The 16,901-nt window shown below is 52.5% G+C and carries 17 protein-coding genes and 2 pseudogenes; 1 reads left to right on the forward strand and 18 read right to left on the reverse strand.

Features of this window, described 5'->3' with window-relative positions; translation table 11 throughout:
* Nucleotides 1-31: 31 nt before the first annotated feature.
* From hisIE to DPV68_RS04875, 9 genes and pseudogenes are all read right to left on the reverse strand, one after another.
* Nucleotides 32-669, reverse strand: a pseudogene (gene hisIE, locus DPV68_RS15175) (bifunctional phosphoribosyl-AMP cyclohydrolase/phosphoribosyl-ATP diphosphatase HisIE).
* Nucleotides 618-1,385 (reverse strand): imidazole glycerol phosphate synthase subunit HisF, encoded by a 768-nt coding sequence (hisF, locus tag DPV68_RS04840; RefSeq protein WP_114165680.1) that lies wholly within the window; start codon nt 1,383-1,385, stop codon nt 618-620. The pseudogene hisIE and the gene hisF overlap by 52 nt, the downstream one beginning before the upstream one ends.
* On the reverse strand, nt 1,378-2,091 hold the full coding sequence (gene hisA / locus DPV68_RS04845) for a 1-(5-phosphoribosyl)-5-[(5-phosphoribosylamino)methylideneamino]imidazole-4-carboxamide isomerase (RefSeq protein ID WP_114165681.1): 714 nt from the start codon (nt 2,089-2,091) through the stop codon (nt 1,378-1,380). Before hisA ends, hisF begins: the two co-directional genes overlap by 8 nt.
* Nucleotides 2,069-2,656 carry an imidazole glycerol phosphate synthase subunit HisH gene (hisH, locus tag DPV68_RS04850; RefSeq protein ID WP_114165682.1) on the reverse strand — a complete coding sequence of 196 codons (588 nt, stop codon included), beginning with the start codon at nt 2,654-2,656 and terminating at the stop codon, nt 2,069-2,071. Before hisH ends, hisA begins: the two co-directional genes overlap by 23 nt.
* Entirely contained in the window at nt 2,653-3,240 is a 588-nt protein-coding gene (gene hisB / locus DPV68_RS04855) for an imidazoleglycerol-phosphate dehydratase HisB (RefSeq protein WP_114165683.1), read from the reverse strand. Before hisB ends, hisH begins: the two co-directional genes overlap by 4 nt.
* Nucleotides 3,227-4,240, reverse strand: coding sequence for a pyridoxal phosphate-dependent aminotransferase (locus DPV68_RS04860; RefSeq protein WP_114165684.1), 1,014 nt, complete (start codon nt 4,238-4,240; stop codon nt 3,227-3,229). The genes hisB and DPV68_RS04860 overlap by 14 nt, the downstream gene beginning before the upstream one ends.
* Nucleotides 4,237-5,454 carry a histidinol dehydrogenase gene (gene hisD, locus DPV68_RS04865; RefSeq protein WP_114165685.1) on the reverse strand — a complete coding sequence of 406 codons (1,218 nt, stop codon included), beginning with the start codon at nt 5,452-5,454 and terminating at the stop codon, nt 4,237-4,239. Before hisD ends, DPV68_RS04860 begins: the two co-directional genes overlap by 4 nt.
* Complete coding sequence (hisG, locus tag DPV68_RS04870) at nt 5,451-6,059, reverse strand: ATP phosphoribosyltransferase (RefSeq protein WP_034777382.1); 609 nt, start codon at nt 6,057-6,059, stop codon at nt 5,451-5,453. Before hisG ends, hisD begins: the two co-directional genes overlap by 4 nt.
* A complete protein-coding gene (locus tag DPV68_RS04875) occupies nt 6,056-6,979 on the reverse strand; it encodes an ATP phosphoribosyltransferase regulatory subunit (RefSeq protein ID WP_114165686.1) in 924 nt (307 codons plus the stop codon). Before DPV68_RS04875 ends, hisG begins: the two co-directional genes overlap by 4 nt.
* 109 nt (nt 6,980-7,088) lie before the next feature.
* Between DPV68_RS04875 and hisJ the strand changes: the two genes are divergently transcribed.
* Entirely contained in the window at nt 7,089-7,901 is an 813-nt protein-coding gene (hisJ, locus tag DPV68_RS04880) for a histidinol-phosphatase HisJ (RefSeq protein ID WP_114165687.1), read from the forward strand.
* Between the two features lie 163 nt (nt 7,902-8,064).
* Here the strand turns inward: hisJ and DPV68_RS04885 are convergent, their stop codons facing one another.
* The 9 genes and pseudogenes from DPV68_RS04885 to DPV68_RS04925 form a co-directional block, all read right to left on the reverse strand.
* Entirely contained in the window at nt 8,065-8,421 is a 357-nt protein-coding gene (locus DPV68_RS04885; protein WP_034777378.1) for a hypothetical protein, read from the reverse strand.
* A 200-nt stretch (nt 8,422-8,621) separates the two neighbouring features.
* Nucleotides 8,622-9,197 (reverse strand): deoxycytidylate deaminase, encoded by a 576-nt coding sequence (locus DPV68_RS04890; RefSeq protein WP_114165688.1) that lies wholly within the window; start codon nt 9,195-9,197, stop codon nt 8,622-8,624.
* 53 nt (nt 9,198-9,250) lie between these two features.
* Nucleotides 9,251-10,480 carry a toxic anion resistance protein gene (locus DPV68_RS04895; protein ID WP_114165689.1) on the reverse strand — a complete coding sequence of 410 codons (1,230 nt, stop codon included), beginning with the start codon at nt 10,478-10,480 and terminating at the stop codon, nt 9,251-9,253.
* Nucleotides 10,464-11,180, reverse strand: coding sequence for a 5-bromo-4-chloroindolyl phosphate hydrolysis family protein (locus tag DPV68_RS04900; RefSeq protein ID WP_114165690.1), 717 nt, complete (start codon nt 11,178-11,180; stop codon nt 10,464-10,466). Before DPV68_RS04900 ends, DPV68_RS04895 begins: the two co-directional genes overlap by 17 nt.
* A gap of 184 nt (nt 11,181-11,364) precedes the next feature.
* Nucleotides 11,365-12,717: a sodium-dependent transporter gene (locus DPV68_RS04905; RefSeq protein ID WP_114165722.1), complete on the reverse strand. Its 1,353-nt coding sequence runs from the start codon at nt 12,715-12,717 to the stop codon at nt 11,365-11,367.
* Between the two features lie 120 nt (nt 12,718-12,837).
* Nucleotides 12,838-13,716, reverse strand: coding sequence for a diacylglycerol/lipid kinase family protein (locus DPV68_RS04910; protein ID WP_114165691.1), 879 nt, complete (start codon nt 13,714-13,716; stop codon nt 12,838-12,840).
* Nucleotides 13,713-15,218, reverse strand: a complete 1,506-nt coding sequence (locus DPV68_RS04915; RefSeq protein ID WP_114165692.1) for an ABC transporter permease/substrate-binding protein — start codon at nt 15,216-15,218, stop codon at nt 13,713-13,715. The genes DPV68_RS04910 and DPV68_RS04915 overlap by 4 nt, the downstream gene beginning before the upstream one ends.
* A gap of 10 nt (nt 15,219-15,228) precedes the next feature.
* A pseudogene (locus DPV68_RS04920) lies at nt 15,229-15,945 on the reverse strand (ABC transporter ATP-binding protein); the annotation flags it as partial.
* Nucleotides 15,946-16,104: 159 nt separating this feature from the next.
* Complete coding sequence (locus DPV68_RS04925) at nt 16,105-16,842, reverse strand: 3D domain-containing protein (protein ID WP_114165723.1); 738 nt, start codon at nt 16,840-16,842, stop codon at nt 16,105-16,107.
* Nucleotides 16,843-16,901: the final 59 nt, after the last annotated feature.

The raw sequence follows: 16,901 nt of genomic DNA on the forward strand, positions 1-16,901 counted from the left end.
CGAAGCCGATTGTGACTTCGTTCCTTTTCTGTTACCAGTCAGTGACGTCACGGCGTGGTTTCGCCGGAGTCGTCGTCCCATGCCGTTTGGCGAGGAGCGCCTCGACGTCTTGTAACGACACGCCTTTAGCGGCGAGCAAGACGAGCAAATGGTACAAGAGATCGGCCGACTCTTCGACCAAATCTTCATCGTTCAGCGCCGCGATGACGACCTCGAACGACTCTTCCCCAAACTTCTTGGCAATCTTATCGACACCTTGATCGAATAGATAAGATGTATACGACCCTTCTTTCGGTGACGCCTGTCGTTCTTGAATCAACTTCTCTAATTCGTGAATCATCCTTCCACCTCCATGAAAAAGCAGCTTCGATTTCCCGTATGACACGTCGGCCCATTGGCACGGACACGGACCAACAGTGCGTCTTGGTCACAATCGACGTGGATGCTCTCGAGTTCGAGCGTATTCCCGCTCGACTCGCCTTTCATCCAAAGTCGCCCTTTCGAACGTGACCAGAACGTGACCGTGTTCGTCTCAAGCGTTTTCTGAATTGCCTCATCGTTCATGTAGCCTAACATGAGGACGGCGTCGTCCTCTGTCGACACGATGATAGCTGGAATCAATCCGTTTGCGTCGTAACGAACCGCATCGGCAAGTTGTGCTCGCTGCATACGTGTTTCACCTCTTCCACTGTCGTTTTCCGGTCATGCAAAATCGAGGCGAGTAACGCCGCATCAACTTTCTCAAGCGCGTCAACGACATGATTCGCGTTCCCGGCACCGCCCGAGGCGATGATCGGAATGTCGACGGCCTCGCGGAGCAGCTCAAGAATCTTTAAATCATACCCGTTCTGCTTCCCGTCCTGGTTCATCGACGTGACGAGCAATTCGCCAGCTCCGAGCTCGGTCACTTGTTTGGCCCAGTCGACCGCACGTAATTCGGTCCGATTCTTTCCACCGTACGTGTAGACGATGTATTCCCCGTCCTCAAATTTGACGTCGATGGCGATGACGATACATTGTGACCCGAACCGCTCGGCGGCCCGTTTAATCAAATCCGGTGATTCGACGGCGAGCGTATTGAGTGACACTTTATCGGCCCCGGCTTTTAAAAGTGAAGAGATGTCTTCAAGCGACCGGATGCCGCCACCGACCGTGAGCGGGATGAACACTTTCCTAGCGACGGCGCTGACGACGTCAAGCATCGTCTGACGCCGCTCCGTACTTGCGGTGATGTCTAAAAAGACGAGTTCATCCGCACCAGAGGCGTCATAATATTTGGCAATCTCGACAGGATCGCCGATGTCGCGTAACGCGACAAACTCGACTCCTTTGACGACACGACCGTCCTTCACATCGAGGCAAGGGATAATGCGACGTTTAAGCATGGCGCGCCTCCCACTCAATCAAGTCATCGAGACTGACTTGGCCGGAAAGTAGTGCTTTCCCGACGACCGCTTCATCGATGCCGGCCGCGTGGAGTGCTTCGACGTCAGTCTCGGTCGTCACACCACCTGAGGCGATGAGCGTGACCGAGACAGCGTCCCGGAGCGCCTTCATCCGTTCGAGATTCGGTCCGTTCAATTTCCCGTCCGACCCGATGTCCGTATAGAGAATCGTTTTGACGCCACGGTCGACGAGCCCTTTCGCAGCATCGATGTCTTGCAGTTCGGTCGCTTCTTGCCAGCCGTTGACAGCGACGATCCCGTCATAGGCATCGAGAGCGACGGCGACACGTTCGCCGTACTTCGCGAGCGCCCGGTCCAAGAAATCAGGATCCGTGAACGCTTTTGTCCCGAGCAAGACTCGGTCCGCACCGGTCGCCATGACCGCGTCGAGCGCTTCCTCGGAACGGATGCCCCCGCCGGTCTGAACGAAGAAACCGCACGTTTTGGCAAAGCGGACGACATCGAGATGTCTCGGTTCACCGGCTTTCGCCCCTTCTAGATCAATCAAGTGAAGCATCGGGACGCGCCCTTGCCACTCCTTCAATTTCTCATACGGGTCTCCGTACTGTTCTTCTGTATTGAAATCGCCTTCTGTCAAGCGGACGATTTTTCCGTCAATCAAATCAATGGCCGGTAGTAATCTCACGTTCGACCGCCTCCTTCCATTCTTTCAGTAAACTGAGTCCAAACGCGCCGCTCTTCTCCGGGTGGAACTGCATCCCCGTGACGAGTCCTTTTTGCACGATGGCCGGCACATCCTCCCCCATATAATCGGCAGAAGCAATCACATGGACCGGGTCGGTCACGACGTGATACGAGTGGACGAAATAGACGTCCTCATCGCGCAAAATTGAGTTCCATCCCACGTGCGGCAGACGTTTCGCTCGCATCCGTTCGACGCGTCCTTCAATCAACCCGAGTCCTTTTGTCGGCACCCCTTCCGTGCTCGACTCGAATAAGAGCTGCATGCCAAGGCAGATACCAAGGAACGGTTTTTCATGTGCCGACCGCTTCAACAGCGGAATCAGTCCCGTCTCGTTCAGCGATTGCATCGCCTGCGGGAATGCGCCGACGCCCGGAAGCAAGATAGCGTCAGCCGCCTCAATGTCGACAGGATCGTTCGTGATGGTAACGTAACAGCCGATGGCTTGGAGCGCCCGTTCGACATTGAACACGTTGCCCATACCATAATCGATGACCGCCACCTTCATCCTTCGATCAGTCCTTTCGTCGATGGGAGTCGATTCGATCCGTCTTGCCCGATCGCTTCAGCGAGGGCGCGACCGAACGCCTTGAACAACCCTTCAATCATATGGTGCGAGTTCGATCCGTAGAGCACCTCAAGATGAAGCGTCAAGCGGGCGTTCATCGCCACGGCCCGGAAAAACTCTTCGGCGAGCTCGGTATCAAAGTCTCCGAGTTTCGGATTTTTGATATCGGCCCGGTAGACGAGGAACGGACGGCCCGACACGTCGACGACGGCACGCGCGAGCGTCTCGTCCATCGGCAAATAACTCGTGCCATAGCGGCGGATACCGATTTTGTCACCGAGCGCTTGATTGATCATCTGCCCGAGGGCGATTCCGACGTCTTCGACCGTATGGTGGGCGTCGACCCACGTGTCCCCTTCGACATGGACCGTCAAATCGATTTGGCTATGGAACGCGAACAGTGTCAGCATGTGGTCAAAGAAGCCGACGCCTGTCTTGATGTCACTTTTCCCCGTCCCGTTCAAATCAAGCTTGAGCTCGATATTCGTCTCTTTTGTCTCTCGTTTCGTCTCAGCTGTTCTCAAGTGAAGTCACCTCTTCTATCGTTTGTTGAAGCAAGCGGTACGCCTCGTCCGTGCCGGCACTGACACGAATCCCGTCTGCGAACGCGCGAACGTGGACATCTTTTTCGAGGAAGCGGGCTGCCCATACTTCGCTGTCCGGTGTCTCGACGTATAGGAAATTGGCACGGCTCGGTAAGACGTTTCCAATCGGTGCGAGCAACGTTTCAAGCTTTTGTCGCTGCGTTTGGTGGAAGTTAATCGACTCATCGATGTAATCGGGGTCGTTCAACACGACCGTCGCCACGGCCGCACTCAGCCCGCTCACGTTGAACGGCGAACGGAACCGATCAATCTTCTCGATTAAGCATTCGTCGGCGATCATGAAGCCGATGCGCAGATTCGCGAGTCCGAACGCTTTCGATAGCGTCCGGAGAATGATGACGTTCGCATGGTTCGCGAGTCGGTCTTTAAATGAATCTTCCATCGTGAAATCAATATATGCCTCGTCGACGACGAGATATGGAACACGGCTGGCGACCGTTTCGAGTTCATCGAGTGACCACATCTTTCCCGTCGGATTGTTCGGGTTCGATACGAGCACGAGCTTCGGCCGTTCCGCCTCGATCGTCTCGAGCAATGATCGAATCGACAATCCGTCCGCATCCGGCTGCACAAAATTCCCGCGAGCAATATGCGTATAAATGCCGTACATCGAAAAATCGGGAATCGGGGCGGCGACGACGTCATCGGCGTCAAGAATGGCCTGACAGAGAATCGCTAGCAATTCGTCACTCCCGCTGCCGACCATGAGTTGTTGCGGGCTCACACCGGCATATGCCGCATAGCTTTGTTTCAGCGCCGTCAACTCGTCGACCGGATAATGACTCAAATCGAGCGGTAGCTCTCGGATCGCCGTCTTCAACCGCTCCGGGAACTCATACTGGCTCTCGTTTTGATTCAACGCATGTCCTTTGACCGCATGCGGGACGTAGCGGGGAATCGTCTCATAGTTCAGTCTCATACGTCCTCCAATCGGACCGCCATCGCCCGGGCGTGGCCGTCAAGTTGTTCTTGTTGCGCGATGCGAATCGCTGCGCGTGTGACACGTTCATCGAGCTCCGTCATCTGAAGGAACGTCTGTCTCCGGTAAAAATCATCGACCGAGAGACCGCTCGAGAAACGAGCCGTCCCGCTCGTCGGCAAGACGTGGTTCGGTCCAGCGATGTAATCGCCAAACGCTTCTGCGGCTTCATGACCAAGGAAGAACGAACCACCGTGACGGATGGCTTGCATATAGGTTTCCGGGTCGGCGACGGCAAGTTGGACGTGCTCGGCTGCCATCTCGTTGGCGACTTCGATTGCACGTTCGCTCGACATGATGCGTACCCCGCCTCGTTTCAATGCCTCGACCGCAATGTCACGGCGTGGTAACTCGGCCAACTGGTGTGTCAATTCCTGTTCGATTCGTTCGGCCAACTCGTCTGACGTGACGAGGGCGAGTGCCGTCGCTTCGACGTCATGTTCTGCTTGGGCGAGCAAGTCGGCGGCGACCCATTTAGGATTGGCCGTCTCATCGGCGATGATGAGTACTTCAGATGGCCCGGCGACCGAGTCGATACCGACGATGTGCGAAACGAGCGACTTCGCTGTCGCGACATAGGCGTTACCAGGTCCGACGATTTTATCGACCGGCTTAATCGTCTCGGTACCGAACGCCAAGGCGGCCACGGCTTGGGCTCCGCCGACGAGATGACACTCATCTGCCCCTGCGATTTTTGCCGCAATCAATAGCGACAAGTCAATGCCATCTGATTTCGGTGGCGTCACCATGACAATCCGTTTCACACCGGCCACTTTCGCCGGGATGATGTTCATCAAGACGCTCGAGGGATAGACGGCCGTCCCACCCGGTACGTAGACGCCGACCGAGTCGAGCGGCATGAAGCGACGTCCGAGTTTGAACATGCCATCTTCATACGCGTCGTCTTGGCGACGCTGACGCTCGTGGAACGTGCGAATGCGTTCGGCGGCGAGCGTCAACGCCTCGGTCAACTCCCCGTAAGCTTCAGGTGGCGTGAAGGCCGTCAAGTCGACCGTTTCGATTACGTCGACACCGTCAAATTTCTTTGTAAACTCTAGGAGCGCCTCATCTCCGTTTGACTCCACGGCCTCGAGAATTGGCTTAACCGCTTCCGCCCAGCTTTCACGCCGGCTCCGATTCGTTTCCGTGCTCATTTCGCTTCCTCCTTGCTTAAACGACGAATCCAAGCCTTCAATTCATCAGGATCGTTGGCGAGCGCCGTCTCACTCGTGATGAACTTGGCGTTCACCGTGAAAATCGTTTCGTATTCCTCGAGGTCGTTCGCGCGGAGCGTCGCCCCCGTCTCGACGATATCGACGATGCAATCGGCGAGTCCTGTGAGCGGTGCGAGTTCGACCGAACCGTTCAACGCAATTACTTCGACGTTCTGTCGCTTCGAAGCGAAGTGAGAGATGGCGATATTCGGATACTTGCTCGCGACTTTCAATTTTTTCGTCCCGTTCTTCCGTTCTTTCGGTCCGCAAACCGCCATCCGGCAACGGCCGAACGGCAAATCGACGACTTCGAGGACGCCAGGCGTCTTCTCTCGCAAGATGTCGCCACCGACGACGCCGACGTCTGCCGCGCCGTGCATGACGTATTTATAGACGTCATCCCCTTTGACGAAGATGAACTCATGCCCGTCGACTTCGACCGTCAGTTCGCGGCCGCGCTTTTCAGGCCAGACGGTTAATCCGACTTGTTCGAAATAGTCTCGGGCCGCTTTTTCGATGCGTCCTTTCGCGATGGCTACCTTCATAAAATCACCTCACCTAACTGTTCTAAATCAAGCGACAGCCCGAACGCCCGTCGCGATTGGCCGAAATGTCCATATAGTGAATCATAACGACCGCCCGAGAGGACGCGTCGTCCGTCGATGCTGCCTGTCACCGTCAAACCTGAATAGTAATCAAAATCCCCGGTCTGACCAAAGTCATACGATACGTTCAAACCGATGGAACGTAAATGTTCGACCGCCTGCTCGACTTCTTCGATTGCAGCCGTCAAACCTGGCTCGGCGACTTCACGCAACTCATTTAGTGCCGAGTCACCGATTAAGAACGGTAACTTCGCGATTAACGGGTATTGATACGTATTCGCGAGGTCACGGAGTGATTCCAAGTTACGGAGCGCCAAATATTGGCGGAGCGTCCGCTCAGGGATGCCGGCCTCATCCGCCACGGCGGCGACCAAGGCAGCCGAACCGACTTGGATTCGAAGCCCGTCTTGCGGCAACACCCGCTCAGTCATACTGAGGAATGACGCGATCAACTCCATATCGGGAGCGTCCCCGTCAATCCATTCGAGACCGAGCTGTTGACGCTCATGCGGCTGTCCCGAATGTTTCGGGGTACGCCGATACACGGCCCCGGCATAGGCGACTCGCATCGGCTCATGACCATCAGCGAGTTTCCGAGCGATTTGTAACGTATAGTCTGGGCGCATGACGAGCAACTCGCCATCGTTCCCGAAAAGGCGATAATAGGCCGATTCATCAAATAAGGCCAAGTCTTGATAGTGAGAATAATATTCCACGAGCGGTGGCTCAATGACACTATAGCCATTTGACTCGGCTCGTTCTAAAAATGACAACATCCACTGCTTCGGACGCAAGACGTCCTCCCCTTGCAATTCGTGCCATCCTTCCGGGATGGATCCTTTTGTATTGAACCAAATCATCGATATCACCCTTTATCTTATTATCACTTTACCAAACTAAAGTAGTGTGTTAAATTTATCAAACCAAGCCGGTGCTGTCAACCGGCGAACTCGAAAGGAATGTCGACTGATGATTGACTTTACCCGTGATGGTCACCTTCACACCCCATTTTGTCCGCATGGCTCATCCGATTCGCTCGAAGCGTATGTAAAGCGCGCCTTGAACCAAAGAATCAAGACGCTCACGTTCACGGAGCATGCGCCGCTCCCCGAACGATTCCGCGATCCGACGCCAGACCAAGACTCGGCGATGGCGCTCGATTTGCTCCCACGTTATATAGAAGCATTGCAGACGTTGAAGCGGTCGTATCCCGAACTTGATCTTCGCATCGGCTTGGAGATCGACTACTTGCCTGGGTATGAGTCCGAGACGCTGGCGTTGCTCGAACCGTATTCTGACGAATTAGACGAAGCAATCTTGTCCCAACACTTTCTCCTCGTCGACGATGAGCTCCTGCCTATCGACTTCTCAGCGGAGACGTTTCATGTCCTCGTCGAACGTATCGGCTCGTTCGAGGCCGTGATGAAACAATACTACACAGCGCTCGCTGCCGGCCTCGCATTCCCTTGGGAACGCTTGAAAGTGGACCGGATCGGACATATCGACTTACCAATCAAATACCAACACAATTACACGTGGGACCGCTCGAACGTTCAGGGCGAACAGACGGATTTGTTACAAACGATCGCTACGCGCGGTTTCGGTCTCGATTTGAATACGGCCGGGCTCCGTAAGCCTGATTGCGGCCAACCTTACGCCATTGACGTCGCGTCCGAGGCGGCCGCACTCGGCATCCCGTTCGTGCTCGGTTCAGACGCCCATACCGCCTTTGATGTCGGCGCCGGGTTCGAAATTATACAAAAAAAAGCCACGTTCCTATGAACGTGGCTTTTTCACAGCGATCTAGCTATCTAGATCCCCATTTTTGGTTGTCGATAACGATATGGCGTTCCATTTCTTCATCTATTGATAATAGTACCATACTGAACCCGCATTGCAACCCGAAAATGAAAAAAAGGATGACGTGGACGCCATCCTGACGAAGTTAGACCGCCATCTCAGCGTATAGGTCTTTCAACTCTTCCGTCGCCGCCTCGTCCATTTGTAACGCGACGAGTTCAACAAACCGGAGCGCCGGATCCGTATCTCCTGACAAAGCGACAATCTCAGCTGCGGCACCGTCGAGCGCTAGCAAAATGCCCGAGACACCGAGCGTCGGGTAGTAACGAAGCAACGCCCGAACGTGCTTCAACTCCGAAACCTCGTTTCCGTTGATTTTTAATGACTTAACGGCGAGCTCTTTATGCGTCCCGATGGCAAATTTATCTTCCCACACCTCTTCAAGTGTAATCAACGCTTCCACATCATAGGCACCATCTGTGAAACGAACTTGTTTTTCCATGTAACATTTCCCCTCTCGTTAATCTACTTTCATTATAAGAAAGAAATCCTCAAAAAGATTGTGAAATATTGAACATTATGTGTAAACTTTGTCTCACTTATACCTAGCCATAAAAAAAGGCCCCTCCGAAGAGAGACGAATAATGGAAGAGTAAAACACCATTGGCAGTACATTAATAATATAACATCGAATGTAAACGTTTACAATGTGTTTTTGAAACTTTTTTCAAGCGGCATATGTACCACGTCAATCCCACTCTCACGCATCAATTCAAGGCCATCACCATGCTCATAGCCGACCGCATAGACGACACGGGCCACGCGTGATGCGATTAAAGCGAGCGAGCAGGCGTGGCACGGTGAATGGGTCACGTACGCCGTCGCACCGAACGCGTTCGTCGAATCCGCGGCGAGCTTTCCAATCGCATTGATTTCGGCGTGGATTTCATGCTGTTTCGACCAGTGGTGGTGATCGTATGGGTCCGAACATTTAATAAATGTCACACCGTTATGGATGATCGAGACCGGTGCCTCGAGCAATTCGACAGCGTCTGTCGATACATATTCGGCTCGTTTATAAAAGCCGTCTTCCCGTTTTAAAAAGATTTCGTTACAGTTCGTATGCCCGGGTGGCGTCCCGTTCAGACCGATTGAAATCGGCTTCTCGTCCTTGACAATGACACAAGCGACACTTTTCGAGGCACATTTCGAATGGCGCACCGCCATCATGTCGGCGAACTGTAACCACGTTTCATCCCATAGCCGTTGTTTTTCCATGTTCTGATCCTCCTCAAAGAAAAGGAAAGTCTGAGTGCTCAGACTTTCCTCGTTCAATATCCAGTCTCTTTTGGCAACTCTTTGTTTTTTGAAGCGATTTCGATGACTTTTTCTTTCAACTCGTGCTCCATCCGATCAAGTTCACGTTCGGCCTCACGGCGCTTCTGACGTCCTTCTTGTTGAATCCGGAGTGTCTCATCGAGCGTCGAGAGCAAGTTTTCGTGCGCCACTTTGAGCGACTCGACCGAGACGATGCCTTTCTCGTTCTCCGTCGCGATCTCGATCGATGAGTCTTTCAACATCTTCGAGTTCTGTTCGAGCAACGTGTTCGTCGTCTTTGTGACGTCTTGCTGCATCCGGAGTGCCGTCTTTTGACGCGTCAAGCTGAGCGCGAGCACGACTTGGTTCTTCCAGAGCGGAATCGTGTTGACGACTGCCGACTCGATCTTCTCAGCCAAAATTTGGTTATTCTGTTGGATGACACGGATTTGTGGCGCCATTTGCAGACTGATCGTCCGGCTCAGTTTCAAATCATGCAATTTTTTCTCGAACCGGTCCGCGAGTTGAATCATGTCATTCAACTGTTGCAGTTTAACCTGGTCTTTCGACATCTCGACTTCTTGGCGGAGCGGGGCGATTTCATAGCTGCGTACGTGATCAAGCTTTGTCTCCCCAGCGGCGATATAGACGTTTAGTTCTTCGAAGTAACGTTTGTTCTTATCATACATTTGATCGAGCATGGTGATGTCCTTCATCAAACCGAACTTGGCCCGGTCTAAATTATGGATGACTTCTTCTAAATAGACGCTCATCTTTTCAAACTGAAGTTTGTAGTTCTCAGCCTTCTTTTTGGCCCGACCAATGAGCGGCAAGTTGTCCATGAAGCTCTTCTTCTCCGGCTGTAACATATCCGGGTCCATCTTGCGCACATTCTGCATCAAGTCGGACAACAGCTTCCCGGCGTCGCCGCCATCTTTCATCCGGACCTCGGTCAGAATTTGATCCGAGAATTGCGACAGTTCACGTTGCACGTTCGAACCAAACAACATCACCGAATCCGTCTTTTTGATGTCAATCGATTCGGCGAGTCGCGTGATCCGTTCCCGGTGTTCTTGCGGGACATCCGGATTCACTTGAATGGCTGGCACCTCGTGTTTCTCTGTCATTGCTGACCAGTCTACAGATGGGTCCGAAATTGCATCGGTCTCCGTCTTCGTTTTCGTCTGTGAGGTGAGCTCTTCTTCTGGCCATGACTGCCAGTTCGTTTCATTCGATGAAGTCATGCTTTTTTCTCCCTTCTGGTTGATCGGCCAATACTTTTTCCATCATGATCAACTCTCGTTCAAAGTCGACCGCGTCATCTTCTAACAGACGGCTGCGCTGTTGTTTGAACTTGTCGACGATGAGTCGCATATTGGTGATCAACTGTTCACGTGTCTCTTCTTGAATGACGACGCGTTTTCCTTCTAGTTCTTTAAATTTCAACACGACCGACACGAGTGAATCTAAATAAAACGTGAACAAGTCACGAACGTGTTTTGCGTCTTGTGGATTCTCGAACAACTCGGCGAACAATTCGTGCGCCTCCTTCGACACCGCCTTCATCTCACGACAGACCTCGAGGTCTTTGATTTCTGGCAAGACACGGTCGATTTGTTGCAGTTTCTCATACCCTTGTTCAATCGTCCGCTGTAAAAATTGAAGCTCTAAGTCGTCGGTCGCCTCAAACTGATGCACCGGAGCTGATTCCTCGAGTGGTTTCAAGATGCGCGAACCGACGAACGGTTCATCTTCATCGAGCAATAGTTTTTTCTTGGCCCGTTTGGCAACGGGCGCGGGTACCCGCTTCCGGCGTTTATTGTTCGACCACACTTCGTTTAACACGAGCGCCCCGACGATGATAAACAACCAAGAGAAATCAAAAACGCTTATGGCAAAATATAGGATCGCCCCGGTCAGGGCCCATTTCATCCATGTTTTCATCCGTTTCACCTCGTCTCATGATACTTCTATTGTACCTTACGTGACCCTTCAAAAAAAGTTTCGTCATCTTTATAAGCTTAGCATAATGATGCCATGCTCTCTCTCGGTCGCAAGAACGAAAAGTCATAAGCGCTCGGATACAAAAAAACCTCCCGATTCATTGAATCAGGAGGCGTTCGTCACGTTACACCGTGACCCAAGTTGACACCATGACGATAGCGACCGTCACCGGAATGACATAGCGAATCAAGAAATGCCAGACCGGGTACAGTTTGACACCAGCGCCCGATGTTTGAATTTCTTCTTTCAAAATACGTTGATCGACGACATACCCGACGAAAATCGATGTTAAAAGCGCACCGACCGGCATTAAGATGTAGCTGACGACGTAGTCCATCGAATCGAAGAACGTTCGACCGTTTAAGAACTGCATCTCACTCATGACCCCGAACGAGAGCGCCGATGGAATCCCGACCGCAAACACGATTGCTGATGACAAGAGTGTGACGTTCCGTTTTGACATCGTTTGTTTCTTTTCGTTCAGTCTATCGGTCACACCGGCAACGACAACTTCAAGCATTGCGATTGATGACGTGATCGAGGCGAACGTGAACAGTAAGAAGAACAACACCATGAAAAACCCACCGAGCGGGACTTGGTTGAAGACGGCCGGCAAGACGACGAAAAGAAGCGCCGGACCTTCCGCCGGGTCGAGCCCTGACGCGAACACGGCCGGGAAAATCGCGAGCCCTGCCAATAGTGAGACGGCGATGTTCAACAGGACGATCATATTCGCAGAACGATTGAGCGTCCCTTTCGTCTGAATGTACGACGCATACGTCAACATGGCCGCAACCCCGAGCGACAGCGAGAAGAATGCTTGACCGAGGGCGAATAAGACCGATTCCCCGCTTAAAGCTGAGAAGTCAGGCTGCAAGAAGAAGCGAACCCCTTCCATCGCTCCGTCGAGCGTCAACGAACGGATGACGAGCACGATGAAACTGACGAACAAGAGCGGCATTAAAATCTTGCTCATGCGCTCGATTCCTGCTTCGACACCTTTTAAGACAATTAAGAGCGTAATCAATAAGAACAAGAACTGACCGAACACGGCGATGCCTGGTGACGAAACGACATCTCCAAATACGGTACCGAACTCGTCAGGCGAACGTCCGTTCAATGTCCCGCTCAGTCCGAGGCCGACATAGATTAAGACCCATCCGCCGATGACACTATAGAACGAGAGCAGTAAGAAACATGCGATGACGCCGAGGTAACCGACGAGTGTCCAACGGCCGTGGCCTAATTTTTTAAAGGCGAGCAGTGCCGTCTTTTGTGTCGAGCGTCCAACGATGAACTCACCAATCAATAATGGTAACCCGAGTAAGAGCGTGAACGCTAAAAACATGAGCAAAAAAGCGCCGCCTCCACTTGTACCGGTGACATACGGAAATTTCCAAATCGCACCGAGACCAATCGCTGACCCTGCGGCCGCTAAGATGAATCCAATTTTTGAGGCGAACGAGTTTTGCGCCATTCCCATCCCTACTTCCTGTTTTCATATCTATTTTCATAATAATAGTGAAATACTAACATGGTTCAGAAACAAGAACAATAAAAAACAGAGAAAAGTCTGAATTCTTTTCTCTGTTTATTTTCATTGGGATGGGACAAGAAACGTTAACTCACTCGGTAAGACTTGGATATGCAATCGGTCCGCCTCAAAGTGTTCCCCATCGACGTCGATGATTTGAGATTCACTTAAATGGACGTTTAGTTGAGACATCTGTAAATGTACCCATTCCGGGGACGACTGTTCGAGTCCGAGCTGTTGGGTCAACAGTTGACGAATCATTGGGAAACCGATGGCCGAACTATGGACAACCTCGACGAGTCCATCCGTGAACGACTGGGTCGGCAACTTCGTCGGCACCGTCCCAAGATATGCCCCGTTTCCAATGTACAGAAAGCTGACCGGCCCGTCGTGGACGGCTTTACCATCCTGTTCGATGCGGACGTCGAACGGGTCGAGCTCTCTAAATTGACGAATCGTCGCTAAAAAATAACCGATTGACCCGAGTGCTTCTTTTTGGAGCGGATCGATTTGTCTCGACGTGTCGGCGATGAGACCGACACCGATAAAGTTGAGCCCGTACCGGTCATTGACCCGCATGACGTCGACCGGTTGGACATGACTCATCTTAAATAACCGGGCCGCCTCGATTGGTTCGACCGGTAGAGCGAGGGCACGGGCGAAATCATTACACGTGCCGCCCGGAATCAGACCGATTGTCGGTCGTTCATCTCGCGGAAGCTTCATCAAGCCATTGACGACCTCATGAAGGGTCCCGTCCCCGCCGATGACAATCAAGTGCTCGAACGCCCCACTCGTCTCGGCAAAGCGGACGGCGTCCCCTTGTCCTAGCGTCTTACGAATCAGGATCTCGTCATACAAGGATTCGACCGTACCGACGACCTCACCGAACATCGTTTCACTTGCACCGGATGTTGGGTTCGAGATAATCATGGCTCTCATAGGAGACCTTCCTGCTCCAGAAAGTCTTGTGCGACGTCATAAGCACGCTCATTCCCATACGCGACGCGGCGGTTGAGTTCAGACATTTCTTCATCTGTAATTTTGCCTGCCAATTGATTGAGAGCGTCTTCAATCTCAGGATGCTCGTCTAACGTCTCTTGCTTGAGTAACGGCGCCCCTTGATAAGGTGGGAAGAACTGTTGATCGTCTTCGAGGACGAGCAAATCGTTTTCGGCGATGTCCGGATCCGTCGCGTAAGCATCGACGAGGTTGACGTCACCACGGGCGATGGCGCGATACCGAAGCTTCTGCTCCATCGAGACGACCGATGGGAAGTCGAGCCCATACGCTTGCTGAAGTCCCGGATAACCGTCTTCCCGGTCCGTGAATTCGAGCGTGAAACCGGCCGTGATATCCGATTGCACGTTCCGCAAATCAGAAATCGACGTGATGCCTTCTTCTTCGGCATAGTCACGTGGAATGGCGATGGCATATGTGTTGTTGAACTGCATCGGTTCAAGTAACGCATAGCCGTCGTCGGCCAACGCGTCACGAGCCTGTTCATAAACTTCGCGGGCGTCATTCGAGTTCGGCGTCTCTTTCACGAGACTGGCGAGTACCGTCCCAGTGAATTCCGGGTAGATGTCGACATCACCAGATTGGAGCGCGCCCCAGACGAACGTCGTTTCACCGAAGTTAGGACGAACGGAAACCGTCAAATCGGTCTCTTCTTCAATTAACAGTTTATACATGTTCATCAAAATTTCAGGCTCAGGCCCAAGTTTTCCAGCGACGACGAGGTCGGTCTGTTGCGTGCGACCGAGCGCGAGCGGTGCCGCGATGATGAGCGCTAATACAGTCGAGACAGCGATCAATTTCGTCTTGTTCCGCGTCGCCGTCGCTCCTTCCATCTGTCGAAGCAAGAAGTCAAATAAGAGGGCGAGGATGGCGGCCGGGATGGCACCGAGCAAAATTAAATAGTTATCGTTTCGATTGATTCCAAGAAGAATCAACGTCCCGAGTCCACCGGCTCCAACGAGGGCGGCGAGCGTCGCCGTCCCGACGATGAGGACCATCGCCGTTCGAATCCCAGCCATGATGACCGGCAAGGCGAGCGGTAGCTCGACTCTCAACAAACTTTGGTTCGGCTTCATGCCGCAAGCCCGAGCCGCCTCGATGAGTGATTTATCAACTTCGTTCAAACCCGTGAACGTGTTTCGAAGAATTGGTAGCAAAGCGTATAATACGAGGGCGATCGTCGCCGGCAAGGCGCCGATCCCGACGAGTGGAATCATCAGTCCGAGAAGTGCCAAAGAAGGAATCGTTTGGATGATGGCAGTGACGCCGATGGCGGTCTCGGCCACTTTTTTGCGGCGTGTCAACCAGATACCGAGCGGGACGGCAATCAAGACGGCAATCAGCAGGGAGACGACGGAGAGCTGCAAGTGCTCGATGAGCGCCTCGACGAGTTCACCCCGCCGGTTTTGAAATGTCTCAAGCATCAACTTCACCTCTTCCGCGTTGTGTAAAATCGAGGACGAACGGGTCCGTGCTCGTTCTGATTTCATCCGGTGTACCGACGACGACCAACTCGCCGTCACGCATCAAGGCGATGCGATCGCCGAGCTTCATCGCTTCTTGCATGTCGTGGGTCACGAACAGAATCGTCTTTCCGAGCTCATCATTCAATCGTTTAATATCGTCTTGGAGCTGCCCCCGGCTGATCGGGTCGAGTGCCGAGAACGGCTCGTCCATCAAGATGACGTCAGGGTCGGCCGCGAGCGCGCGGAGCACCCCAACCCGTTGCTGTTGTCCGCCGGAAAGTTCAGTCGGTTTTTTTGCCCGTAGGACAGGGTCCAGTCCGGCAATCTTCATGAGTTCGGTCACGCGGTCTTTCGTTTTCTGTTTTGGCCAATTCAATAATTCAGGGACAACAGAAATATTTTCTTCGACCGTTAAATGAGGGAATAAGGCAATTTGTTGGAGCACATAACCGATGTTGCGACGTAACTCAAAAATATCGAATTGATAAATCTCTTTCCCGTCGATTAAAATTTTTCCGTCGGTATGATCAATCAGTCGATTCACCATCTTCATCGTCGTCGTTTTGCCACACCCTGATGGGCCGATCAAGACAAAAATCTCTCCTTTACGTACTGTCAAATCCAAGTCTTTGACGGCTAACGTCCCATCTTCATAGCGCTTGGATACATTTTGAAATTCTATCAACTCTACCCCTCCTCGGCTCGTAACTTTTCATGAAAGTCAAATATTAGTTTGCCCGTTTCCAACGTTTGTTAAACAACGCAACGTGCTCGACGCGTGGCCGAATGACCGTGTCGGATGAATCGACGCAAAAAAAGGCTCTCCCGAAGGAGAACCTGTAAATCATGGCAATGTGATTGTGATATGGCGTCGGCCCCAATTGATGGCCTCACTCTTCGTGTCGACGAGTAAATCGACGATGTTCCCTTTGATGCGTCCCCCGGTATCGAGGGCGATTGCTTGACCAACCCCATCGATTTGTACGACCGTACCGAGCGGGATGACAGATGGATCGACGGCGATGATGCGCATGCCGTTATAATAAATCGAATCTGTCACGTCATGGCCCGTCGCCGTCAAGACACGTCCTCCGTAAGAGCCGTTGTCCGCCGCATCGTTCGTATACGCCGTCGACTCCGCTTGAATGACACGTCCTTGTGTCGAAATCGGTGTCACGGTCGTACTCGACGCCGCTTGTTGCTTCTTCTCGGCCTTCGCTGCAGCTTGACGTTTCGCTTCTACTTGTCGTGCCTTCTCGGCAGCGACACGTTTTTCTTCGGCCAAACGCTCTGCTTTCGCTTTACGCTCGGCTTGTTCACGTTTGGCTTTCTCTGTTGCCAAGCGCTTTTCTTCGGCTAAACGTTTTTCTTCAGCGAGTCGCTTCTCTTCAGCAAGGCGTTTCTCACGTTCAATTTTTTGTTGGCGCTCCAACTCGATCGCCTGACGTTCTAATTCAAGTGGATTTTGGACAATTTTCTGCTCAGTCCCGATTCCAATCTGCGCGGCATCGGCAGTCGCAGCAAACACAAATGTTCCAACAGAGGCAAATAAAATCGCGATCATATATTTTAAGGAATGCATGGTCAATAGGTCAGCACCTTTCTCGTCATCTAACGAACAGGAGTAAATTTACCATGTCG

The sequence above is a fragment of the Exiguobacterium sp. TNDT2 genome, assembly GCF_003331145.1.
In the GTDB taxonomy this organism is placed as follows: domain Bacteria; phylum Bacillota; class Bacilli; order Exiguobacteriales; family Exiguobacteriaceae; genus Exiguobacterium.